Below are 22,154 nucleotides of genomic sequence, written 5' to 3' on the forward strand. Positions count from 1 at the left end.
TTCCGACATCTGGGGAGACAGCGATGACTGACACGACCACGGCCGAGACCGGCGCTGCGACCGGCGGGGTCCGCACCCTGCTCCGGCTGGAAGGGCTGGTGCTGTTCGTGGCGATGACCGTGCTCTATTACAGGTGGGAGGGCTCCTGGCTGGTCTATGTCCTGCTGTTCCTGGTGCCGGATATCAGCTTTGCCGCCTACCTGATCAGCCCGCGGGTTGGCGCCATCGCCTACAATGCCGCCCACACCTATCTGGCGCCGGTGGCGCTGATGACGCTGGGTTTTGCCGGCGAAGGCCCGCTGGTGCTCTCGATCGCGATGATCTGGCTCGCCCATATCGGGATCGACCGCGCGCTCGGGTACGGGCTGAAATACTATGCCGGGTTCGGCTACACCCATCTCGGGCGAATCGGCAAGGCACAGGATCCCGCCTGAGGAGAAACAGCCGTCAGGCGAACCTCCGCGCGAACACGACGCAGACGACGACCAGCATGGTCGCTGCGATCATCGACCACGGCACCGGCTCATGCAGCAGCAGCCCGGCCAGCGCGAGGCCGAAGAACGGCTGCAAGAGCTGCAACTGGCCGACGCTGGCGATGCCGCCGCGCGCAAGGCCGCGGTACCAGAACACAAAGCCGACCAGCATGCTGAAGATCGAGACATAGCCGAGCCCGAGCCAGGCCGGCGCGCCGATGCCCTGCCAGCTCGGCGGCAGCGTCATGACGGTCATCACGAACACCACCGGCGCCGAGAGCACCAGCGCCCAGGAGATCACCTGCCAGCCGCCGAGCCGGCGCGACAGCGCAGCCCCTTCGGCATAGCCGAGGCCGCAGACGATGATCGCCGCGACCATCAGCAGGTCGCCGGGGAGCGACGCCGATCCGCCGCCCGACAACGCGAAGGCTGCGACCGTGGCGCTGCCGACGCCGGAGAACAGCCAGAATTTTGGCTTCGGCCGCTCGCCGCCGCGCAGCACGCCGAAGATCGCAGTCGACAGCGGCAACAGCCCGATGAACACGATCGAATGTGCCGAGGTGATGTGCTGGAGCGCGAGCGCCGTCAGCAGCGGAAAGCCGATCACGACGCCGAGCGCCACTGTCGTCAGCGACACCAGGTCGCGCCGTTGCGGCCAGGGCTGCCGCAGCACCGCGAGCAGCACGGCCCCCAGCAGCGCCGCGATCGCGGCGCGGGCCGAGGTCAGGAACAGCGGCGAGAACCCGGCCACCGCGACACGGGTCGCCGGCAGCGAGCCGCTGAAGATGATCACGCCGAGCAGGCCGCTGCCCCAGCCCTCCAGCGACGCGCCGCCGCTCCCCTCGCCCGCCCAAGACGTTTCCGACAATGACTTTCCCGACAATGACTTGCCCGACAACGTCTTCGAATCGCTCATCGCACACCTCGACTTTCGCGGGCGAGGATAGCGGCGACGGACTGGCCAAGGCAGTCACGGATCAGTACAATATCGCCAAACTGTATGGGTAAAGGTAGGCATACACTTGCGGCAACCATCCAACGATCGCGCTATTTTGGCGCCGAAGGCGAGGCGGACCACCGACGTGATGAACGCGATCCGTGCCAGGATCGCGAGCCGCACGCTCGCCGCCAGCGACCGCCTGCCCTCGATCCGCAGCTTTGCCGCGACCATGGGCGTCTCGCCCTCGACCGTGGTCGAGGCCTATGACCGGCTCGCCGCCGAAGGCCTGATCCGGGCCCGGCCGGGCTCAGGCTTCTATGTCTCGTCCGCGGCGCTGCCGCCGCTGTCGCTGGCCAAGGACCAGCCGCAGCGCGACCGCGCCGTCGATCCGTTCTGGGTGTCGCGGCAATCGCTCGACGCCGCGAGCGGCGCGCTGAAGCCGGGCTGCGGCTGGCTGCCCGCCGACTGGATGCCGACCGAGGCGCTGCGGCGCGCGTTCCGCGGCCTGGCGCGGGCCGAGGACGCGGTGCTTGCCGATTACGGCGCGACGCGCGGCTCGCTGGCCCTGCGCCGCACGCTGATGGCGCGGTTCGCCGACGAGGGCCTCGACGTATCGCCCGAGCAGGTGCTGCTGACGATGTCCGGCACCCAGGCGATCGACCTGATCTGCCGCTTCCTGCTGCGGCCCGGCGACACGGTGCTGGTCGACGACCCCTGCTATTTCAATTTCCGCGCGCTGCTGCGCGCCCATCAGGTCAAGCTCGTCAGCGTGCCCTACACCCCGTCGGGCCCCGATGTCGCAAGCTTCGAGGCGATGCTCGAGGCCGAGCGGCCGCGGCTCTACATCACCGTGTCCGGGCTGCACAATCCGACCGGGGCGACGATGTCGCCGCAGACCGCGCACCGCGTGCTGAATGCCGCCACCGCCTGCGATCTCACCATCGTCGAGGACGACATCTTCGCCGATTTCGAGCCGGAGCCGTCGGCGCGTCTCGCGGCGCTCGATGGGCTGAACCGCGTGATCCGGATCGGCAGCTTCTCCAAGACGCTTTCGGCGTCGTTGCGCTGCGGCTTCATCGCGGCGCGCGCCGACTGGATCGAGCAGCTGGTCGATCTGCAGGTCGCGACCGGGTTCGGCGGCCCCTGCGCGGTCGCGACCGAGATCATCGCCAGCGTGCTCGCGACCGGCTTCTACCGCAAGCATGTCGAGGAGCTGCGCCGGCGGCTCGTGCGCGCCCGCCGCGACGTCGGCGAGAAATTGCAGCGCATCGGCATCGAGCCGTGGCTGATGCCGCGCGGCGGCTTCCAGCTCTGGTGCCGCCTGCCCGACGGCTGCGACTCCGCCGACGTGGCACGCGCCGCGCTCGCCGACAACATCGTGCTGGCGCCGGGCAACGTGTTCAGCACCACGCAATCGGCCACCGGCTTCATGCGCTTCAACGTCGCGCAATGCCGCGACCCGAAGCTGATGCCGGCGTTGCAGCGGGCGATCGGGCGGTGATGGCTATGTCGAGCGGCGATGGCGCTGCGCCCCCTCGCCCCGTTCTTACGTGGTCGAGACAAGCGAAGCTTGCTCTTAGAGGGTTGGGGTGAGGGGCTGTCTCCGCAAACACAGTGATAGCTGCATTCGCGGAGACTCCCCCTCACCCGGAACGCGTCTACGATGCGTTCCGACCTCTCCCCGCAAGCGGGGCGAGGTGAAGTGGGGCAAACACCCTATTTCTCCCCGACCTTGAACGGCTCCTCCTTGCCGGGCGGCACGGTCTCCTCGGCCATCGCCAGGATCATCGCGACCATCACGTAATTGCCGGCGAGCGCGGTGAGATCGACGATCTGCTGATCGTTGAAGATCTTTTTCGCCCGCGCATAGGTCTCGTCGGACACCTTCTTGGTCGTGGTCAGCTCGGTGACGAAGTCGTACACGACGGCCTCGTCGTCGGCCATTTTCGACGGCCGGTTGCCGGCCTTGAGCTCGGCGATCACGTCGGTCGACAGGCCGGCCGTGGCCGCCAGCGGCGCATGCGCGAACCATTCGACCTGCGAGCGCCATTGCCGGCCGATGATCAGGATCGCGAATTCGTTCAGCCTGGTCGGCACCGAGGTCTGCCAGCGCAGATAGTAGAACAGATCGTACAGGCGTTGGCCGAGCACCGGGCTGCGGATGATCGGATTGTAGGGCCCGCCGATTCCGACGCTCGACACCTTCATGATCTGCTCGCCAAGCGGCTTCTGCAGATCGTTGAGCTGATCCATCGTGAGCTGCGGGAAGCGCGGCTCCTTGCTGGTTGCCGGTGCCGAGAACGTCGTGGCCGCGAGCCAGCCGCCGGCTGCGGCCAGCGTCAGCGACGAGAGCCAGACTGTTGCCGAATGCATGATTTCCTCCGCTTGATTTTATTGGAGGATGCTGGTCGAGCGCAGCGGCGGCCACCAGCCGTTGGGAACGCAGGTCAGCTCGTCACAACGCGACGATATCGGTGAGGCATTGCTGCGTCACGCTCATCCGCGCGTCGATCTGCGCCTGGGTCTTGCAGTCCATGTTCATCGCGAACACGGTGATGTCGCTGCCCTTCTCGGACCAGCCGACCAGCCATCCCAGCGAGCCATGCTCCTTGTCGGTCAGGCCGGTCTTGGCGCGGATGACGGCGTCGCCGACCTTCGTCACCGGCAGGATGTCGCACACCAGCTGCTGGCTGCGCTTGCCGACCGGCAGCACGCCGCGGCGCAGCCGGTCGAGGAAGTCGATCTGCTGCACCGGATCGATCCGCAAATTGCCCGAGACCCAGAACCGGTCGATGCCGCCGCCGATGTCGCGGTTGCCGTAGTCGATGATGTCGACATACTTCTTCATCCGCTCCTCGCCGATCCGGCGGGCGATCTCCTGGAACACCGGAAAGGCCGACACCGCGAGCGCCGAGCGCAGCGTGTGATCCTTGTTCCAGGCCTCGATGCTGCGGGTCGTGCCGTCCCACTTGAAGACGTCCTTGTCCGGATCCTGCACCACGCCGGTCTCGAGCGCGATCAGCGCGTTCGGGATCTTGAAGGTCGAAGCCGGCAATTTGCCCTCGCCCGAGCGCACCTTGTCGCTTGCGATGATCAGATAGTCGTCGATCTTGTAGCCGACGAAGGTGCCCTCGGTGCCGAGATCGAAGAACCGCTTCTGCAAATCCTCGCGAAACTCGCTGCGCTGGTAGGATACGTTGGCGAAGCTGCGCGACGGCAGGATGCCCGCGGCAGCAAGCAGACCGAGCGCATGGCGGCGATGGATCACGGGAGACCTGATCTGGTTCGGGTTGGCGACGATGGTGGATGCCATCGTGGTGAAAGGATGGCAAGAAGGTCTCGTCTGACGCGCGATCGCTACCGCGCCCGGCCCGACAGCCGCAGCACGAACACCAGCACCTCGGCGACGGCCTTGTAGAGCTCGGCCGGAATCTCGTCGCCGAGCTCGACATTGGAGAGCGCGCCGGCCAGGACCTCATTCTCCTCGATCGGGATATCGTTGGCCTTGGCGACTTCGATGATCTTGGCGCCGATCGCGCCCTTGCCTTTGGCGACCACGCGCGGCGCGCCGGCATGGTCGTAATGCAGCGCGACCGCGAGCTGGTTCTGCGTCTCGCTCATGATGCGCGGTCCAGGAAATGGCCGGCGCGCGCCGGCGCCGGTTGCGGCGGGCTGCCGTCGCGGATCTCGATGTCGCCGGGCACGAGCTCGGCCCTGGTCAGCGCCTGGCTGAGTTCGGAGGCGCCGGCGCGCAGCTGCGCGGCGGTCGAGGGTCGTTCGGCCCACATCCGCACTGAGGTGCGCTCGCCGTTCAGCGAAACCAGCGCGTGCACCGGCCCGGCCGGCTCGACGTCGAGCGTGAAGCGCGCCCGCCACACCCGCTTGGCGGCTTCGGCCTCGTTGCCGCCGCCATCGCGGGAAATCTCGAACTGCGCGATCGCCGTGCCCTGCTGGGTCAGGAACGGGATCTCGAAATTCCAGCGCGGCACCAGAGCGTCGAGCTGCGCGTGCGCGGCATCGCCATGGCCCGGCAGCGACGCGACCTGCAGCAGCGTCTGCCGCGCCAGCGCGGCGTCGGTGTTTTCCAGAAGACGATGGGCTGCGGTCGCGAGCGGCGTGCCCTGCGCAATCGACGGCTCGGCGACGGCCTGCGCCGACGGCAGCGCGCCGTGAAACGGCGGTGGCGGCGTGCTGCCGCGTGCGGGCATATCGCCCGGCAGCATCTCCCGCGGCGCGGTGCCCTGCCGTGCCGGATTGCCGAGCTCGTGCAGCGCTTCCTGGATCAGATTGAGCGCGCCGCCCGATGACGGGCCGGCATCGAGCGCGTCCGCGAGCGCGCCCGCGAGCCCCGTGGCGGTGCGCGTCACATCCTCGGCGACCGGCACGCGGGCCTGCGGCAGCAGGATCTCCTGAACCTCGAGGCCGGGCGTATCCGGCGGCACGATGCTCGGCGCCGTGCCGACGCTGGGCAGCGCCGGTTGCGGCGGTGGTGGCGCGGACGCCGGGTTTGCGGCATCCCCGGCGCCGAGCGAGGTCAGCGCCTGGCGCAGCACGATCAGCGCGGCCTTCAGATCGGGCGCGCTGCCGGCTGGTGGCGTGACGCCCGCGGCGAGCGTCGCCTCGAGCAGCAGGCCGGATTTCTGGAAGCCCGCCTTGACGGCATCGCCGCTCAAAGTCCCGTCGAGGCTGGTCTGCTGCGCCAGCACCTGCGCGATCGCAGCCTGTAGTTTGGGCGGCAGATTGGCTGTCGCGACCGCGGTGAGATTGGCAAACAGCGGCGCCTGGCTGCCCTGCACCGTGGCCGCGTGCTGCGCCGTCGCGGTGATCGTGACGCGCTCCAGCGGCGTCAGTGCAATCCTCGGTGCCGTGGCGGCAGGCTGAGCGGCTGACGTGGCGTTGGCCGCCTGGGGCGACAGCTGCACCGCATCGCCGGTGTCCGCGCCCGGTCCGACCAGTTGCAGGCGGACGCCGCCGTCATTGCTCTGCGACACCGCGAGTTGCAGGGTCTGGCCCTGTTGCAGCGGCACCTCGGTCTGGACGTCGATCGCGAGGCTCGCAATCACGATCCGCACCAGATCGGCGGACAAGACCTTCAGCACCTGCGCGTTGACGACGCTGCCGGTCTCGAGCGTGAGATCGGGCGCAACGCCGTCCGCCTCCTTCGAGGCGAGCACAGGCAGCACGGGATTGACGGCAATTGCCATGTCGGGGGTCTCGGCCGGGCGCGAGGAACGTGCCGCAGGCTAGCCCGGCGCCGTAAAGGTCTCGTTAACCGGTCGCCGGCCTGAGCTCCCTGAGGACGCCGGCGGCGGCCTTGAAATCGACCAGGCGGGCGGCGCGGCGCTGAGCGACCTCCTCGTCGACGCCCCATTTCTCGATATTCCAGTCCTCGTCGACATGGGCTGCCGCCCAGATCTGGTCCTCGTCGCGGACACCATGCGCCAGCGCCAACGCCAGCAGCGCCGAGCCGGTCAGCGTCGTCACCACATGGAGTGCGGCAACCGACCATGGATCAGTCGGGAACGCGGCGCGCGCGGCCTTGATCGCGGGTTCGGGCTGGCCGACATGCATGACCCCCTCCGCCATCACGAAATGGGCGCCGAGCGCGTCCGCGGCCCAGAACAGGATCGGATCCCAATGCTGGGCCTCGCGCGCCACCAGGGTGTCGGGGTAGCCGGCGCGATAGAACAGCAGATCGCTGCCGAGGAATTTTGCCGCATCGTCGGCGACCTCGTCGACGCGATCGATCACGCCCTCGATCACGCTGTTGGCAAGCCGCGTCAGCGGCATGGTGGTGGGATCGATGGTCTCGCCTTGCGCATTCCATTCCGCTGCGGCCGTATCCGCGAGAGCACGCGTGGGCACCACGATCGGCTTGCCGGAGGGCGAGCGGATCTGCTTGCCGTCGAGCGTGACCGAGAATCCGCCATCGGCTTCAGTGACACCGGCGCTGGTGTAGAACCGCTTGCGCTGCGGCGTGCGGATGTGGCGCCGCACCGCCTGCTGCGGATCGAGCGGAGCTTGGTCGGGGACGTCTTCGAAGAGTTCGCGCATTGCGCCGGCAGGCTTTCGTTCGGAGGGATTTCCCTGCAAGATATGTCAGCGGCAACGGCAAATAAAGCTGATGGGACGCGGCAAATTCCTTGCGGGTTTCTCACTGGTTGCGGCGGTTTTCGCCGCCACTACCGCCGGTGCCGGGTTCCGCTCGCCGGAATCCCTGATCCGCAACGTCTACGCCCATTACGGCAAGGGCAGCGCGGAGCATTCAGCCGGGCTGCCGCGCGACGAGGCGACGGCGCGGCAGTTCTTCGAGTCCGGCCTGCGCGCGGCGTGGTCCGCCCCGCACGATGCGCCCTATGATTTCCTGGTGCAGAGCCCGGCCTGGCAGCTCGGCGCCGTCTCGATCGCGATCCTGCGCCGGCAGTTCGACAGGACCTACCTGACCGTCACGTTCGACAACCAGGGCCGCAACGTCACGCTCAACTTCATCGTCGTCAACGGCCCCGACGGCTGGGTGATCTCGGACGTCGAGAGCCCGCACGATTCATTGCGGATGTTTCTGGCGCAGTTCAGACGGTAGATGGCAGTCGGCCGCGATCGACGCCCACATCGTGCGATTTCGGAACAAGCCTTTCGGTTTGCGTTGCTGTAAAGCTGTGGGGGCGACATCAGAGGAATGGATCGTGGCCAACGAACCTGACAGCTCCAACGACGGGCCACTGGATCGGGCGATCGCGATCCTGAGCTTCGTTGCCGAACAGAAGAAGGCCTTGTCGGCTGCCGAGATCGCGGGCCGCGTTGTCCCTTCCGCTTCCGACGGCGCACCGGCTGATCGGCAATCTCGAAGCGCGAGGCCTGATCCAGAAGGCGCTCGGCACCAAGCGCTACGTGGTCGGAAGCAAGCTCGTGACGCTCGCCGCCAAGACGATCGGCGCCGCGTTTCGCACCGTGCGCCGGCACGCGGTGCTGAGTGCGGTGGCTGATCGCATCGGCGAGCAATGCGAGATCGGCGTCGTCCGCGACAACGTCGTGGTCTATGTCGACAGCGTTCGCTCCAAGCAACAGCAAGCGCTACAGTTCAATCCGGGTGAAGCGGCGCCGCTGCACTGCACGTCGACCGGCAAGATCTACATGAGCCGTCTGCCCGCCAAGATCCGCCAGCGGCTGGTGCAGTCGCTCCCCCTCGTGCGCTACACCCCGACCACCATCGCCGATCCCGACGCGCTGTTGGCGTTACTCGAGGAGACGCGGCGCAGGGGCTGGGCCAAGACCAACGAGGAATTCGTACAGGGCGTCGTCGGCTGCGCCGTGCCGATCGTCTCGCCGGACGGCGACCTGATCGCATGCCTCGGTGTTTCGGTGCCGGCGGCACGCGTCGGCTTCGCCGGGCTCGACGCCTTCATCGCCCCGTTGCAGGAGGCGGCAACGCTGCTGTCCGAGACCATTCTACAGGATCATGAAGAACATTTCGCATATTCTCATTTTTCGGAATAAATTCTCTCGTTTTTCGAATTAGTGATCGATCTTACGCCAATCCTGTGTATCCTTGAGGCAGTTGATTGCGCTGACCACGATTGAGGCAGCGCACGCCAAGTCCACTTTGCGACGTCAGACCTGATCGCGCCGCCGGCCCGTCCGGCGGAACGTCTTGCCCTGCCCAGAGCCACCGGAGTGATCATGCGCCAGCACTATGACATCTCGGCCGTTCGCAAGGCCTTCCCGGCCGCCGAGCGCGTGGTCTACCTCGACAGCGGCTTTCAGACGCCGCTCTCCCGTCCGGTGAAGGAGGCGTATGAACGCTTCCTGTCGGAGAGCTTCGAAAACGCCGGCCCGAAGCAGGTCTGGCTCAATCGCCTCGAGGAGACCCGCGCCAAGGTCGCCAATTTCCTCGGCGTCAAGCCGCGCGAGATCGCGTTCACCAAGAACACCTCCGAGAGCATGAACATCGCCGCCAATGCGCTGCCACTGCGGGCCGGCGACAAGGTGCTGATGATCCATGGCGATCATCCCAACAACGCCTACGCCTTCCTCAATTTGCGCAAGAAGGGCGTCGAGATCGTGTTCATCCCGATGACCGACGTGGTGGATGCGGACAGCTTCCGGCCGCATATCGACGAGCGGACACGGGCGATCTCGATGTCGCAGGTCACCTTTCACGCCGGCCATCGCTTCGACGTCGAGAGCGTCGGCGAACTCTGCGCACAGCATTCGCTCTACTTTGTCGTCGACGTGATGCAGGGCATCGGCGTGGTGCCGATCGACGCCAAGACCATGAAGGCCACCTTCATCGGCTCCGGCACGCACAAGGGCCTGCTGGTGCCGCAAGGCCTCGGCCTGCTCTACTGGGATGCGACACGGACCGAGCTGCAGCCGGCCTACCTTGCGGCAGCCAGTCTCGCCGAGCCGCCGCTCGATTTCATCGCTAGCGCGGACAACATGGCACTATCAGCGACCGCGGGCCGCTTCGAGCTCGGCAATTTCAACCTGCCGGCGGTCCAGGCCCTGGGCGCGGCGATCGACCTCATCAACCAGATCGGACTCGAGAACATCCAGCAGCATTGCTTCGAGCTCGGCGATTACCTGATCGAGCGCCTCGATCGGCTCGGGATCGGCCTGATCGGCCCGCGCGCGCGGCAGCATCGCGCGCCGCACATCTATGTCATCGCGTTGCCGGCGGCCGACTGGCTGGACTACTTCACCCGGAACGGCATCCGCATCTCGCCGGAGCGCGACGGCATCCGCGTGTCGCTCGGCATGTTCAACACCACTGAAGACATCGACCGTCTGATCGAGGCCATCCGTGCCCGCAACGCGCCATCGACCCAGGCGCGTGCGGCCGTCTTGTCCAAGCTAGGCTAGCCTATTCGACTGTCCATTCAATTCAGCGGCACCCCGAGACGCCGGAAGGCGCGCCACAGCTCGGATGCGGCAACTCTCCGGTGGCGCAGGATCACGTCATGCAGGCAGGCAGCAGAGTCCAGACTTCGAGCAAGCTGACCACGTACATCATGGTCAGCCTGTTGCTGGGTATCGCCGTGGGTTACGCGTGCAATGCTCTCGCGAGCCCGGAACAAGCCAAGGCGATCGCCGGCTATTTCGCCATCATCTCCGACATCTTCCTGCGCATGATCAAAATGATCATCGCGCCGCTGGTGTTCGCCACCATCGTCTCCGGCATTTCCAGCCTCGGCGCCAGCGGAGGCGCGGTGGGACGCATCGCAGTCAAATCGCTGGCCTGGTTCATCACGGCGTCGGTGGCGTCGCTGACGGTCGGTCTGGTGCTCGCGAACCTGCTGCAGCCGGGGCACGGCCTCGGTCTTACGCTGCCCGACGCCAATGCCACCGCCAACGTCCAGACCGGCGCCCTGAACATCAAGGATTTCGCCGCCCACGTCTTCCCGATCAGTGTGGTCCAGGCGATGGCCGGCAACGAGGTGCTGCAGATCCTGGTGTTTTCGATGTTCTTCGGGTTTGCGCTGAGTGCGGTCAAAGGCACGCTTGCCCCCGACATCGCGCGGTCGATCGATCAGATCGTTCCTGTGATGCTGAAATTCACCGACTATGTCATGCGCTTTGCGCCCGTCGGCGTGTTCGCCGCGATGGCCGCGGTCATCACCACGCAGGGACTTGGCGTGCTCGTCACCTATGGCAAGTTCGTCAGCGCCTTCTACTTCGGCCTGCTGGTGCTCTGGGTGATCATCATCGGCGCGGGCAGCGTCGTGCTCGGCGGGTCGATCAGGAACCTGCTGCGCCTGCTGCGGCAGCCGATGATGATCGCGTTCTCGACCTCGAGCAGCGAGGCCGCCTTCCCGAAGATGATCGAGCAGCTGATGAAGTTCGGCGTATCGGAGCGGATCACCGGCTTCGTGCTGCCGCTCGGCTATTCGTTCAACCTCGACGGTTCGATGATGTATCAGACCTTCGCCGCGCTGTTCGTCGCCCAGGCCTTCAACATCGAGATGCCGATCACGACCCAGATCGCGATGCTGCTGCTGCTGATGATCACCAGCAAGGGCATCGCCGGCGTGCCGCGCGCCTCGCTGGTCGTGGCCGCCGCCACCCTCCCCACCTTCGGCCTGCCGGCCGGCGGCCTGGTGTTGCTGATCGGAATCGACGCCTTTCTCGACATGGGACGGACGATGACCAATGTCATCGGCAATGGCGTCGCAACCGCCGTCGTTGCGAAATGGGAGAACGAACTGAGCGAGCCTGCCGAGCAAGACGCAAAGTTCCTGCCAACCGCTGTCGCGGGATAGCGAGAGGTCGCGGCCGTGGAATCACGCGGCCGCTTGCTGGAATTTGTTCGTCGTCGGCAGGGATGCACGCGACGGCATCATCGTTGCTGAAAAAATTTCTGCCTATTGCCTGCGCGTCTCCGTATCTCCGCAATTCAGTCGGTGAATGGGCCATCCGATTGATCGCTCAGCAGGTTTGAACGTTGCGCGCACTTCTGCGTCGAAGTGCCGCAAGTTTCTGTCATCTGCGTGTTAAATACTTGCCAGATTTCGGCAACAACGCGCCGCTAGCTTTCCGATACCAAACAGAAGCATTTGCCGACCCCTGCGGTCGCAAGACGTGAACTGACGTCACCCGTGACGCCGGTCGCGCGCTTGCGCACGCGTGGCGGCGCATAAGCGGGGCGGCGTGGCGCGACGACTTTCGACCGTGTGTTGTGTCATCGCTGCGGCATGCCTCGGGCTCGCTGCGAGCGGCGTGACGGCCTTGTTCGGTGCAACCGGCCTGCAGGATGCGCCGCGAGCACAACCGGACGTCTGTGCCCGCCCCGACCCCGGCAGCACGATCAACGAGCCCGGCGAATTGCGCAGCCGCGACGGCGTGCTCGAAACCGACCTCGGCATCCACGACGAGAAGCTGGCCGATGGAGCGAGCCGCTATTGCTACCTGACGCCGGACGGCAAGCCGTCGCCGACGCTGCGGCTGAAGCCCGGCGATCAGCTCGTCATCCATTTCAAGAACGACCTCGTCGATCTCGATACAGCCACGCCTGCGATCGACAAGCCTCTCGCGGGCGCGCCGATCTGCACGACCAGGCCGAAGGTCGATGCCTGCGCAAGCGGCGCGATGACGCCGATCTCGACCAATCTGCACTTCCACGGACTGACAGTGCCGCCGGTCTGCCATCAGGATGATGTGCTGAAGACCTCGATTCAGCCCGACGATGCGCCGTTCGAATACCGCCTGCGGATTCCGGACGACGCGCCGCCCGGACTCTATTGGTATCACCCGCATCTGCACGGCTTCAGCAAGACGCAAGTGCTCGGCGGTGCCTCCGGCACCATCATCATCGAAGGCATCGAGCGCGCCGATCCGCAGCTCGCTGGCCTGCCCGAGCGCGTGCTGGTGATCCGCGACCAGGACCTCGTCAATCCCGACGCGCCGCCGTCGAGATTCGAGCCGGTCATGACCAAGAGCCAGCTCGACAATGACGGCGATGTCGCCAACTCCGGCACCGGCTTCGGCAAGCCGTCGAAGGATCTCTCGGTCAACTTCGTGCCGGTGCCCTATCCGAACTATCCGCCGGCCCAGTTGAAGATGAAGCCGGGCGAGCGGCAGCTCTGGCGCGTGCTGAACGCCTCCGCGATCACCTATCTCAACCTCGCTTTGTTGGTCGGCCGCGCACCGCAGCAGATCGGCATCGTCGCCCTCGACGGCATGCCGTTGCAATTCCAGGGCAGCCCGTCGCCGCCGGTGCAGTGGGTCAACCATATCGGCCTGCCGCCGGGCTCGCGCGCCGAGTTCATCGTCGAAGGACCGCCGGCCGGCTCACAGGCATTGCTGGTGACGCGTGCGGTCGACACCGGGCCCGCCGGCGAGAACGATCCCAATCGCGCGCTGGTTGCCATCACTGCCTCAGCGGATGCCGCCGCGCCGCAGGCCGCGCTGCCTGCGCATGCCGAGCCGATGCCGCGGCCGGAGCGGCCCTGGGTCGGCAACGTCGCGCCGGTGCGGGTGCGAAAATTGTTCTTCTCCGAACAGCCGGAGAACCCGAACGATCCGAACAGCCCGACCAAGTTCTTCATGACGGTCGACGGCGAGACCCCGAAGCCGTTCGATCCGCAATCCGATAGTCCCGACATCACCGTGAGACAGGGCGACGTCGAGGACTGGATCATCGAGAACCGCTCGATGGAGCTGCATGATTTCCATATCCACCAGCTGCACTTCCAGCTGCTCGACTGGTCCGGCGTCGCGGTCAACGAGCCGTTCCTGCGCGATACCGTCAACGTCCCCTACTACAACGGCCGGATGCTGAAATATCCGAGCGTGCGCCTGCGCATGGATTTCCGCGATCCCAACATCGTCGGCACCTTCGTCTACCACTGCCACGTCCTCGAGCATGAGGACGGCGGCATGATGGGACGGATCAAGGTCGTGCCGCGAGACACCGCAAGTTCCACCAAGCCGCTCAACGAGCAAAAAGGAGAGCTTTAATGCGCGACAGGCACAAGTCACGTTGGCTGCAGGGATGCCGCCTCACCCTCAGCGCGCTGGCGCTGGGTCAGTTCACCGCCGGCCCGGTGCTTGCGGAAGACTGGAATCACCATGGTGGCGGACACGAAACCCGGACCCCGATCAAGCACGTGATCGTCATCGTCGGCGAGAACCGCAGCTTCGACCATGTGTTCGCGACCTACGTGCCGCAGCGTTCCGGCGAAAGCGTGTTCAACCTGCTCTCGCAGGGCATCGTCAAGCTCGACGCCAACAAGAACGCGATTCCCGGTCCGAACTTCGAAAGGGCGCACCAGCAGGCGGCGATGGATAACGGCCCGAAACGATGCGTTCCTGCTGAGCCCGCCGAAGCAGAACTTCCCCAAGGACCAGCTGCCGGCGCCGCTGGTCGGCGGCCCCAAGGTCTCCTACATCCCGAACCAATGCGGCAGCTCGCCGATCACCAGCTGCGAGGCGTCGCTTGCGCTTGCGCAGCAGTCGGAATCCGGCCTGCCGTCCGAATACTACCAATACCTGCTGTCCGGCGGCACCGGCCAGACCTCGCAGACCCCCGACCAGCGCATCACCAATGTCAGCGCGCTGCCGGCCGGCCCGTTCCAGCTCACCAACGGCGAGGCGATGCCCTACGACTCCTATTCGGCGAGCCCGGTGCATCGCTTCTACCAGATGTGGCAGCAGCTGAACTGCAACCACTCGGCGGCCAGCCGCGACAATCCGTCGGGCTGCGGCGGCAACCTGTTCGCCTGGGTTGAAGTGACCGTCGGCGCCGGCGCCAACGGCGCGACGCAGCCCTCCAACTTCTCCACCGAGTATTCGCCGACTGCGACGACCACCGGCGAGGGTTCGACGGCGCTCGGCTTCTACAATGTGCAGAAGGGCGACGTGCCCTACTTCACCTCGCTGGCACAGAAATATGCGATGAGCGACAACTTCCACCAGTCCGTCAACGGCGGCACCGGCGCCAACCACATCATGCTCGGTCATGCCGACATGATCTACTTCAGCGACACCTACGGCAACGCCGCGGTGCCGCCGAACGGCACGCAAGTGTTCGGCGGCACGCCGGACGCCGGCATCGTCCATCAGATCGAGAATCCGAATCCGGCTTCCGGCACCAACAACTGGTACACCGAGGACGGCTACGGCGCCGGCGGCAATGGCGGCTATCCCCCGCCCTACCAGACCAGCCCGGTGTCCGGCGGCGGCTCCTACAGCGACTGCTCGGATCCGACCCAGCCCGGCGTCAAGCCGATCCTCGACTATCTGAAGAACATCCGGATCAACGCGAATTGCGAACCGGGCCACTATTATCTGTTGAACAACTACAATCCCGGCTATTTCGGCAACGGCAAGAACGCCTACACCGACACCAATCCGTCGAACACGCCGTTCACGATCCCGCCGTCCACCCGCAAGAGCATCGGCGACAGCCTGAACGAGCGCAACATCTCCTGGAAGTATTACGGCGACCAGTGGAACAACTACGTCAACGATCCCTACCAGCTCAACTGGGGCGTCGCCGGCCCGACCGCCGACGAGTACTGCAACATCTGCAATCCGTTCCAGTACGACACCTCGATCATGTCGCATCCGGAACAGGTCGCAGCCCACATCAAGGACTCGGTTGATCTGTACTCCGACCTCTCCAAGCACTCGCTGCCGGCGGTCTCCATCGTCAAGCCGAGCGGCTTCACCGACGGTCACCCGTCGTCGTCCAAGCTCAATCTGTTCGAGGGCTTCGCCAAGAAGATCGTCGACCAGGTCCAGGCCTCGGACTACGCCAAGGACACCGCGATCTTCATCACCTTCGACGAAGGCGGCGGATACTTCGATTCCGGCTATGTGCAGCCGCTCGACTATTTCGGCGACGGCACCCGCATTCCGCTGATCGTGGTGTCGCCGTTCGCGCGGCAGGGCCACATCTCGCATGAATATGCCGATCACGTCTCGATCATCAAATTCATCGAGCGGAACTGGCGCCTGGAGCCGATCACCAACCGCAGCCGCGACAACTACCCGAATCCGGTCACGGCGCCCGGCAATCCCTATGTTCCGGTCAACAGCCCGGCGCTCAGCGATCTCTTCGACTTCTTCGACTTCGACGGCGGCGGCCATCATCATCACGATGGCGACGGCAACGATCGGGGCGGTAACTGGAACAACTGACGACCGCACCTCGCAACCTAACGATCCGCCGGCCCGAAAGGCCGGCGGATTTCGTTTTGTCGGGCTTGCGATTGGCGTGGAGGCCGCATGAGCGCAGCGATAGACGGGAACGGGCTTTCCCGGATGTCGCGGAGCCTGTCATCGGGCGCGCGTTCGCGCGACCCGTTGGCTCATCGAGCTACGGATTCCCGACTGGGCGGCAATGGTTCGCGTGACTGCCGAATGCGTCCAAGCTGCCGTTGAAGTGTCCCCGCCGGCCGTTACGGCTTCTGATAGATCACGTGGCCGGCGCGGATCGTCGTGCTCACCTTCGCGAGATTGCCGACGTCGGCGAGTGGATCGCCGTCGAGCACCACGAGATCGGCGTCAAAGCCCTGCTCGACCTTGCCCTTCTTCGCCGCCTTGAAGAACCGCGCCGGATTGGTGGTCAGCGACGCCAGCACCTGGCGCTCCGACAGCACCCGGTGCATCAGCCGGACTTCCTGCGTGGTATCGTACTGCGTCGTGAAGCCGACATCGGTGCCGAACAGCACCGTGCCGCCGTTGTCGGAGAACTGCTTGAGCTGGTTGACGGTCGCAGCAATCAGACGGTTGGTGACGTTGGGATCGAGCACGACGGTGGTGAACAGCCCGAGCGTCGGAATGAGCGCCGTGCCCTGCGCCTTGAACCGCGCCAGCTGGTCGTCGGTGTAGGCGCGCTCGCTCGGCGTGGTGTGCGCAAGCACGTCGACATCGGATGCGATCACCGTCTCGACGCCGACCTTGTTCTGCGGGTGCGCGAACACCGGGCGGCCCTGCGCATGCGCGACGTCGACGGCCGCCTTGGCAATCGCGGGATCCATGTTGATGACAGGCTTGTCGCCCATGAACGCGCCGGTGAACAGCTTGATGCCGTCCTCGCCTATCGCGAGCCAGTCGCGCGCCCATTTTGCGGCCTCCTCCGGCGTCGCGACCTCGGGCAGTTGCACCTCGCTCGGGACGTAGACGGGATGGCCTCCCTTCGGAAAAATGTTGCCGGCGAGCAGGATGGTCGGACCCGCGACCTCGCCCGCCGCGATGCGCTTGCGCAGCGGCAACGTGTCGTTTGGATCGGAGCCGAGATCCCAGACCGTGGTGAACCCCCACCGCGTCAGCATCTCCTGCATGTGCTGTGTCAGCACCGCGGCCGGCGCTGCGCCGGCGTTGTGCCAGACACGCTCCGTGAAATGCACATGGCTGTTCCAGAACCCGGCGACGATGGTCTTGCCGCTGCAATCGATCACGCGCGCATCCGGGGGCGCCGTGACCTCGCCTGATTTGCCGACCGCGCTGATGACGCCGTCCGATATCACGATCACCGCATCCGGCAGCGCCGCCGCATCGGCCGATGCGTAAAGCGTGCCGCCGCGGAGCACCATGGTTTCGGCATCTGAAGTCGCCGTCGTGGCGACCAAGGCAATGAGAACAAGCGCGACGCGTAGCCGGATCCCGGTCATGGACAGCCTCTTTCAGGATTGCACGCCGGCAACGGTCCGGCGCGCGGCACCATAGAGGCTGTGTGCGGCGCGGTTTGATCGTTCTTGCTGTGCGCGAGGGATATTGGGGCAGCGCGCCCGCCTCGTCACTCCTCGGGCGCGTTCTCGATCGGGTCGAAGCGATCGGCCTCGAGCCCGAGTAGATTCCAGGATTGCAGCATGTGCGGCGGCAACGGCGCGCTGACATCGATCACGCCGCCGCGCGGGTGCGGGATCACGATGCGGCGGGCGAGCAGATGCAGCCGGTTTTGCAGGCCACCGGGCAGCTGCCAGTTCTCCTTGTTGAAATATTTGGGGTCGCCGACGATGGCGTGATCGATATGCGCCATGTGCGCGCGCAATTGATGGGTGCGGCCGGTCACCGGCTTGAGCGACACCCAGGCGAGCTTGGTCGCGGAAGCCTCGACCACGGCGTAATAGGTCACGGCGTGGCTGGCGCCTTCGTCACCATGCTCGGCGATCCGCATGATGCTGTCCTCCTCGCTCTCCTCCTTGGCGAGGTAGGTCGAGATGCGGCCCTGCTTCGGCTTCGGCACGCCGGCGACCAGCGCCCAGTAGATTTTTCGCGCGGAGCGGTGGCGGAAGGCGCCGGTGAGGAACGATGCAGCGAAGCGCGTCTTGGCGATCAAGAGGCAGCCGGAGGTCTCGCGGTCGATGCGATGCACCAGCCGCGGCTTCTGCCCCTTGGCATCGCGCATCACCTCCAGCATCTGGTCGACATGGCGCGTCATGCCGGAGCCGCCCTGCACGGCGAGACCGGCCGGCTTGTTCAGCACCAGCACGTCGTCGTCCTCGTACAGCGTCATCTCCTTCAGCGCCTGCAGCGTCTTCGCCTCGGCCTCCGAGAGCGTACCGACCGTCTTCGGCGTATCGAGCCGCAGCGGCGGGATCCGCACGCTCTGGCCTTCCTCCAGCCGGTCCTTGGAATCGGCGCGCTTGCCGTTGACGCGAAGCTCGCCTTTCCGGACGATGCGCTGGATGTGGGAGAACGACAGGCCGGGAAACCGCGCCTCGAGGAAGCGGTCGACGCGCATGCCGTTCTCGTCAGCGGTAACGACGACGGTCTGCACCTTGGTCGGCAAGAGCTGCTCGGCCGCGGGCTTCGCGGCGGCGGGCTCGACCCGCTCCCCGCGGTCGCGGCGCGGCTCGGCAAAGCGCGGCGGCTTTCCCGGCGCACGGTGCGCGAACGGACGGTCGCCCGACTTGCGGTCAGCTTTGCGATCGTCCGGCTTGCGGCCGCGTTGTGCCGATCCGCCCTTGCTGCGATCCTTGCTGCGATCCTTGCCGTGTTCGCCGGCACGGTCACGGCCCTTGTCGCGCCCTTTGGCGCGATCGCCCGGCGATGTGGTTCTCTTGATGCGGCGGCTCATGATGGTGTTTCGGCTCCAGACCTGCATTGTGCCTAGCGCAAATGCCGCGAATCGTCACGGCGAAATCGGTACAATTCCGGCGCAACATCGGCCATGGTCGCGCCGGCTGCGGCAAGCGATGGGGGCGCCCCCCGCAATGAGACCTTCGATAGCGGCGCTGGCGGGCACCCAGTTGGTGAAGTGCGGCCGCCCAGTTGGTGAAGTGAAGCGCTAGCCGCCGCGCTCCTTGCGCAGCCGCTGCCAATAATCCAGCCGTTTCCTGATCTCGCGCTCGAAGCCGCGGTCGGGCGGATCGTAGAAGGTCTGGCGGCCGAGCGCTTCCGGGAAATAGTCCTGGCCGGAGAACGCGTCGGGTGCGTCGTGATCGTATTGATAGCCGGAGCCATAGCCCTCCGACTTCATCAGCTTGGTCGGCGAATTCAGGATGTGCTTCGGCGGCAACAGCGAGCCGCCCTGCTTGGCGGTCTGCATCGCCGCACCGAACGCGGTGTAGACCGCGTTCGATTTCGGCGCGGTGGCGAGATAGACCACCGCCTGTGCGATCGCGAGCTCGCCTTCCGGCGAGCCGAGGAAATCATAGGCATCCTTGGCGGCGTTGCAGACCGCCAGCGCCTGCGGATCGGCCAGGCCGATATCCTCGACCGCCATGCGTACCACGCGTCGCGCCAGGAACAGCGGATCCTCGCCGGCGTCGAACATGCGCGCGAGATAATACAGCGCCGCATCCGGATCGGAGCCGCGCACCGACTTATGCAGCGCCGAGATCAGATTGTAGTGGCCGTCGGCCGATTTGTCGTAGATCGGCGCGCGGCGTTGCAGGATCGCCTGCAACTGCTCGGCGTTGAACACCTCGCCCTTCCGCGCGGCGCGCCAGACCTCTTCGGCCAATGTCAGCGAGGCGCGGCCGTCGCCGTCGGCCATGCGCACCAGCACGGCGCGTGCCTCCGCATCGAGCGGCAGGGCCTTGCCCTCGATCTTCTCGGCATTCGCGAACAGCCGCTCGATCGCCGCGGTATCGAGCGAATGAAACACCAGCACCCGGGCGCGCGACAGCAGCGCCGCGTTGAGCTCGAACGACGGGTTCTCCGTGGTGGCGCCGACCAGCACCACGGTGCCGTCCTCCATCACGGGCAGGAAGGAATCCTGCTGCGCGCGGTTGAACCGGTGCACCTCGTCGACGAACAGCAGGGTGCCCTTGCCGGTCTCGCGGCGGGCACGCGCGGCATCGAACGCCTTCTTCAGATCGGCGACGCCGGAGAACACCGCGGAGATCTGCTCGAAATGCAATTCGGTGGCGTCGGCGAGCAGCCGCGCCACGGTGGTCTTGCCGGTGCCGGGCGGTCCCCAGAACACCAGCGAGCCCAAGGTGCGCGTCTCCAGCATGCGGGTCAGCGCGCCGTCGGGGCCGAGGATGTGATCCTGCCCGACGACGTCGGCCAGCGTGCGCGGGCGCAGCCGGTCCGGCAGCGGGTGTGGCGCGTCCTGCTCCATCCCCGCCGCAGCGAACAGGTTCGGCGCGTCGCGCGGTCTCTTTGGGCTCATCCGCCGAGCGTCACGTTGATCTGCTGGCCGCCGCGCACCAGCGTGATGCGCCAGATCCGCGAGCCTGCCTTCGATACCTTCTCGAGATCGCTGGTGCGCACGATCTTCTCATTGTTGACCGCCAGAATGATGTCGCCCTTCTGGAAGCCGACATTGGCGGCGGTGCCGTCATCGGCGAGCTCGGTGACGACAACGCCCTCGGCGCCGGCATCGAGATGCAGCTCATCGGCGAGCGCCGGCGAGATGTTGGCGACCCGTGCGCCCTGGAACGGCGAGCGCGCGGTCAGCACGATCTCGTCGCGGTTGGTGTCGGGCGCGGTCTCCAGCGGCACGGTCAGCTTCACCGGCTTGCCGGCACGCTGCACCTCGATCTCGGCGCTGCCGCCGAGCGGACGGGTGGCGAAGCGGTAGTCGAACGCGTTGGGATCGTCGACCGGCGTCCCGTCGATCCCGACGATCAGGTCGGACAGTTTGAGCCCGGCCTTCGCCGCCGGGCTGTTCGGCGCGACGTTGGCGACCAGCGCACCGGACGGCAACTTCAGCCCCAGCGTCTCCGCGATCTCCGGCGTGACCGCTTGCAGCCGCGCGCCGAGCCATGGCCGCTTCACATTCTTGCCGCCGCTCTTGGCGGAGGCCACCACCACGCGCACCATGTTGGCCGGGATCGCAAAGCCGATGCCCTGCGAGCCGCCCGAGCGCGAGAAGATCGCGGTGTTGATGCCGGCGAGCCGGCCGGTCATGTCGACCAGCGCACCGCCCGAATTGCCGGGATTGATCGCGGCGTCGGTCTGAATGAAGAATTGATAATCCGTGATCCCGACTTGAGTCCGCGCCAGCGCCGAGATGATGCCGTGCGTCACGGTCTGGCCGACGCCGAACGGGTTGCCGATGGCGAGCACGACGTCGCCGACCTGCAGCTGGTCGGAATTGGCGAAGTCGAGCGTTGCGAACTTCTCCTTGTTGGTCTCCTTCAGCCTGAGCACCGCAAGGTCGGTGCGGCTGTCCTTCAGCACGATCTCGGCCTCATATTCGCGCTTGTCGGCGAGCGAGACCTTGACCTGGTCGGCGCCCTCGATCACGTGATTGTTTGTGACCACGAGGCCGGACGCATCGACCATCACGCCGGAGCCGAGCGAGCGCTGCATCTGCTCGGGCTGCTGCCCGGGCACGCCAAAAAAGCGGCGGAAGATCGGATCGTCCAGGAACGGATTGCGGTTCTGCACCATCTTGGCGGCGTAGACATTGACCACCGCCGGCTGCACCCGCTGCACGATCGGCGCATAGGACAATTGCAGTTCGGCCTGCGAGGACGGCACGCGGCGGTCCTGGGCTGCGGCCGGGGACAGATTCCCCATGAAAGCCAATGTGCACAGGGCGGATATGGCAGCAAAACGGACGGGTCGGAGCATTCTCACCTCTCGAGGAAACGCCGGAATATAGGCGCGTTCGCCGGGCAAATGAAGGGCGCCCGACCGGATAAACCGCCCTGTCGGACCGGTGCAAAACCCCTGGCCGCCGCGTTGAAGCGCGCCGCCAGGCTTCTATGATGGCTGTCATCTCACTGCGCCGCGCCGCTTGTTGCCTGCGGACAACAAGCGGAACTGCGAGGCTCGAAATCGCTGTCGTGCGTCAGTCACGTTCGACTCCTAGGACGTCTCCGTGAGTGAGTGGGGACTTC

The 22,154-nt window shown here is 66.1% G+C and carries 19 protein-coding genes and 1 pseudogene; 9 read left to right on the plus strand and 11 right to left on the minus strand.

The window, feature by feature from the left end; all coding sequences use genetic code 11:
- Positions 1 to 23 precede the first annotated feature (23 nt).
- A complete protein-coding gene (locus ACVMB0_RS29760; protein WP_461348524.1) occupies positions 24 to 434 on the plus strand; it encodes a DUF4260 domain-containing protein in 411 nt (136 codons plus the stop codon).
- A gap of 13 nt (positions 435 to 447) precedes the next feature.
- Here the strand turns inward: ACVMB0_RS29760 and ACVMB0_RS29765 are convergent, their stop codons facing one another.
- Positions 448 to 1,389, minus strand: a complete 942-nt coding sequence (locus ACVMB0_RS29765; protein ID WP_461348525.1) for a DMT family transporter — start codon at positions 1,387 to 1,389, stop codon at positions 448 to 450.
- Positions 1,390 to 1,558: 169 nt separating this feature from the next.
- Here ACVMB0_RS29765 and ACVMB0_RS29770 point away from each other — a divergent pair, with 169 nt between their 5' ends.
- Positions 1,559 to 2,914, plus strand: coding sequence for an aminotransferase-like domain-containing protein (locus tag ACVMB0_RS29770; protein WP_461349730.1), 1,356 nt, complete (start codon positions 1,559 to 1,561; stop codon positions 2,912 to 2,914).
- 215 nt (positions 2,915 to 3,129) lie between these two features.
- Here the strand turns inward: ACVMB0_RS29770 and ACVMB0_RS29775 are convergent, their stop codons facing one another.
- The 5 genes from ACVMB0_RS29775 to ACVMB0_RS29795 all read right to left on the minus strand — a co-directional run bounded on the left by ACVMB0_RS29775 (position 3,130) and on the right by ACVMB0_RS29795 (position 7,467).
- A complete protein-coding gene (locus tag ACVMB0_RS29775; protein ID WP_461348526.1) occupies positions 3,130 to 3,786 on the minus strand; it encodes a carboxymuconolactone decarboxylase family protein in 657 nt (218 codons plus the stop codon).
- An 82-nt stretch (positions 3,787 to 3,868) separates the two neighbouring features.
- Positions 3,869 to 4,681 (minus strand): class D beta-lactamase, encoded by an 813-nt coding sequence (gene blaOXA / locus ACVMB0_RS29780; protein WP_461349731.1) that lies wholly within the window; start codon positions 4,679 to 4,681, stop codon positions 3,869 to 3,871.
- 89 nt (positions 4,682 to 4,770) lie between these two features.
- Positions 4,771 to 5,034, minus strand: coding sequence for an EscU/YscU/HrcU family type III secretion system export apparatus switch protein (locus ACVMB0_RS29785; protein WP_095735078.1), 264 nt, complete (start codon positions 5,032 to 5,034; stop codon positions 4,771 to 4,773).
- The gene (gene fliK, locus ACVMB0_RS29790; RefSeq protein ID WP_461348527.1) at positions 5,031 to 6,617 is read right to left on the minus strand and encodes a flagellar hook-length control protein FliK; all 1,587 of its coding nucleotides are present in this window, start codon (positions 6,615 to 6,617) and stop codon (positions 5,031 to 5,033) included. Before fliK ends, ACVMB0_RS29785 begins: the two co-directional genes overlap by 4 nt.
- 64 nt (positions 6,618 to 6,681) lie before the next feature.
- Positions 6,682 to 7,467, minus strand: coding sequence for an ATP12 family chaperone protein (locus ACVMB0_RS29795; RefSeq protein WP_456754221.1), 786 nt, complete (start codon positions 7,465 to 7,467; stop codon positions 6,682 to 6,684).
- Positions 7,468 to 7,537: 70 nt separating this feature from the next.
- Between ACVMB0_RS29795 and ACVMB0_RS29800 the strand changes: the two genes are divergently transcribed.
- From ACVMB0_RS29800 to ACVMB0_RS29820, 5 genes and pseudogenes are all read left to right on the plus strand, one after another.
- On the plus strand, positions 7,538 to 7,993 hold the full coding sequence (locus tag ACVMB0_RS29800; RefSeq protein WP_456754220.1) for a hypothetical protein: 456 nt from the start codon (positions 7,538 to 7,540) through the stop codon (positions 7,991 to 7,993).
- A 103-nt stretch (positions 7,994 to 8,096) separates the two neighbouring features.
- A pseudogene (locus tag ACVMB0_RS29805) lies at positions 8,097 to 8,907 on the plus strand (IclR family transcriptional regulator).
- Positions 8,908 to 9,090: 183 nt separating this feature from the next.
- Entirely contained in the window at positions 9,091 to 10,272 is a 1,182-nt protein-coding gene (locus ACVMB0_RS29810) for an aminotransferase class V-fold PLP-dependent enzyme (protein ID WP_456754218.1), read from the plus strand.
- A 98-nt stretch (positions 10,273 to 10,370) separates the two neighbouring features.
- The gene (locus ACVMB0_RS29815) at positions 10,371 to 11,669 is read left to right on the plus strand and encodes a dicarboxylate/amino acid:cation symporter (RefSeq protein WP_456754217.1); all 1,299 of its coding nucleotides are present in this window, start codon (positions 10,371 to 10,373) and stop codon (positions 11,667 to 11,669) included.
- Positions 11,670 to 12,126: 457 nt separating this feature from the next.
- The gene (locus ACVMB0_RS29820; RefSeq protein ID WP_456754216.1) at positions 12,127 to 13,866 is read left to right on the plus strand and encodes a multicopper oxidase family protein; all 1,740 of its coding nucleotides are present in this window, start codon (positions 12,127 to 12,129) and stop codon (positions 13,864 to 13,866) included.
- Between the two features lie 17 nt (positions 13,867 to 13,883).
- Here the strand turns inward: ACVMB0_RS29820 and ACVMB0_RS29825 are convergent, their stop codons facing one another.
- On the minus strand, positions 13,884 to 14,054 hold the full coding sequence (locus ACVMB0_RS29825; RefSeq protein ID WP_461349803.1) for a hypothetical protein: 171 nt from the start codon (positions 14,052 to 14,054) through the stop codon (positions 13,884 to 13,886).
- On the opposite strand from ACVMB0_RS29825, the gene ACVMB0_RS29830 reads away from it, so the two are divergent.
- Complete coding sequence (locus tag ACVMB0_RS29830) at positions 14,055 to 14,636, plus strand: hypothetical protein (protein ID WP_461349732.1); 582 nt, start codon at positions 14,055 to 14,057, stop codon at positions 14,634 to 14,636.
- A complete protein-coding gene (locus ACVMB0_RS29835) occupies positions 14,533 to 16,050 on the plus strand; it encodes an alkaline phosphatase family protein (RefSeq protein ID WP_461349733.1) in 1,518 nt (505 codons plus the stop codon). The genes ACVMB0_RS29830 and ACVMB0_RS29835 overlap by 104 nt, the downstream gene beginning before the upstream one ends.
- A gap of 260 nt (positions 16,051 to 16,310) precedes the next feature.
- Here ACVMB0_RS29835 and ACVMB0_RS29840 read toward each other — a convergent pair whose 3' ends face one another.
- The 4 genes from ACVMB0_RS29840 to ACVMB0_RS29855 all read right to left on the minus strand — a co-directional run bounded on the left by ACVMB0_RS29840 (position 16,311) and on the right by ACVMB0_RS29855 (position 21,831).
- Positions 16,311 to 17,525 (minus strand): amidohydrolase family protein, encoded by a 1,215-nt coding sequence (locus tag ACVMB0_RS29840; RefSeq protein WP_456754214.1) that lies wholly within the window; start codon positions 17,523 to 17,525, stop codon positions 16,311 to 16,313.
- A gap of 125 nt (positions 17,526 to 17,650) precedes the next feature.
- A complete protein-coding gene (locus ACVMB0_RS29845; RefSeq protein ID WP_456754213.1) occupies positions 17,651 to 18,934 on the minus strand; it encodes an RluA family pseudouridine synthase in 1,284 nt (427 codons plus the stop codon).
- 210 nt (positions 18,935 to 19,144) lie between these two features.
- Positions 19,145 to 20,476 carry a replication-associated recombination protein A gene (locus ACVMB0_RS29850; RefSeq protein WP_456754212.1) on the minus strand — a complete coding sequence of 444 codons (1,332 nt, stop codon included), beginning with the start codon at positions 20,474 to 20,476 and terminating at the stop codon, positions 19,145 to 19,147.
- A complete protein-coding gene (locus ACVMB0_RS29855; protein WP_461348528.1) occupies positions 20,473 to 21,831 on the minus strand; it encodes a DegQ family serine endoprotease in 1,359 nt (452 codons plus the stop codon). The genes ACVMB0_RS29850 and ACVMB0_RS29855 overlap by 4 nt, the downstream gene beginning before the upstream one ends.
- Between the last annotated feature and the right edge of the window lie 323 nt (positions 21,832 to 22,154).

This window comes from Bradyrhizobium sp. USDA 4451, from assembly GCF_054822585.1.

Excerpts from the sequence above, each read along its gene's own strand:
- ACVMB0_RS29760 (WP_461348524.1), top strand. The coding sequence starts at position 24 with ATGACTGACACGACCACGGCCGAGACCGGCGCTGCGACCGGCGGGGTC.
- ACVMB0_RS29765 (WP_461348525.1), bottom strand. The coding sequence starts at position 1,389 with ATGAGCGATTCGAAGACGTTGTCGGGCAAGTCATTGTCGGGAAAGTCA.
- ACVMB0_RS29770 (WP_461349730.1), top strand. The coding sequence starts at position 1,559 with ATGAACGCGATCCGTGCCAGGATCGCGAGCCGCACGCTCGCCGCCAGC.
- ACVMB0_RS29775 (WP_461348526.1), bottom strand. The coding sequence starts at position 3,786 with ATGCATTCGGCAACAGTCTGGCTCTCGTCGCTGACGCTGGCCGCAGCC.
- ACVMB0_RS29785 (WP_095735078.1), bottom strand. The coding sequence starts at position 5,034 with ATGAGCGAGACGCAGAACCAGCTCGCGGTCGCGCTGCATTACGACCAT.
- fliK (WP_461348527.1), bottom strand. The coding sequence starts at position 6,617 with ATGGCAATTGCCGTCAATCCCGTGCTGCCTGTGCTCGCCTCGAAGGAG.
- ACVMB0_RS29795 (WP_456754221.1), bottom strand. The coding sequence starts at position 7,467 with ATGCGCGAACTCTTCGAAGACGTCCCCGACCAAGCTCCGCTCGATCCG.
- ACVMB0_RS29800 (WP_456754220.1), top strand. The coding sequence starts at position 7,538 with ATGGGACGCGGCAAATTCCTTGCGGGTTTCTCACTGGTTGCGGCGGTT.
- ACVMB0_RS29810 (WP_456754218.1), top strand. The coding sequence starts at position 9,091 with ATGCGCCAGCACTATGACATCTCGGCCGTTCGCAAGGCCTTCCCGGCC.
- ACVMB0_RS29815 (WP_456754217.1), top strand. The coding sequence starts at position 10,371 with ATGCAGGCAGGCAGCAGAGTCCAGACTTCGAGCAAGCTGACCACGTAC.
- ACVMB0_RS29825 (WP_461349803.1), bottom strand. The coding sequence starts at position 14,054 with ATGGTCGAAGCTGCGGTTCTCGCCGACGATGACGATCACGTGCTTGAT.
- ACVMB0_RS29840 (WP_456754214.1), bottom strand. The coding sequence starts at position 17,525 with ATGACCGGGATCCGGCTACGCGTCGCGCTTGTTCTCATTGCCTTGGTC.
- ACVMB0_RS29845 (WP_456754213.1), bottom strand. The coding sequence starts at position 18,934 with ATGAGCCGCCGCATCAAGAGAACCACATCGCCGGGCGATCGCGCCAAA.
- ACVMB0_RS29850 (WP_456754212.1), bottom strand. The coding sequence starts at position 20,476 with ATGAGCCCAAAGAGACCGCGCGACGCGCCGAACCTGTTCGCTGCGGCG.
- ACVMB0_RS29855 (WP_461348528.1), bottom strand. The coding sequence starts at position 21,831 with ATGGGGAATCTGTCCCCGGCCGCAGCCCAGGACCGCCGCGTGCCGTCC.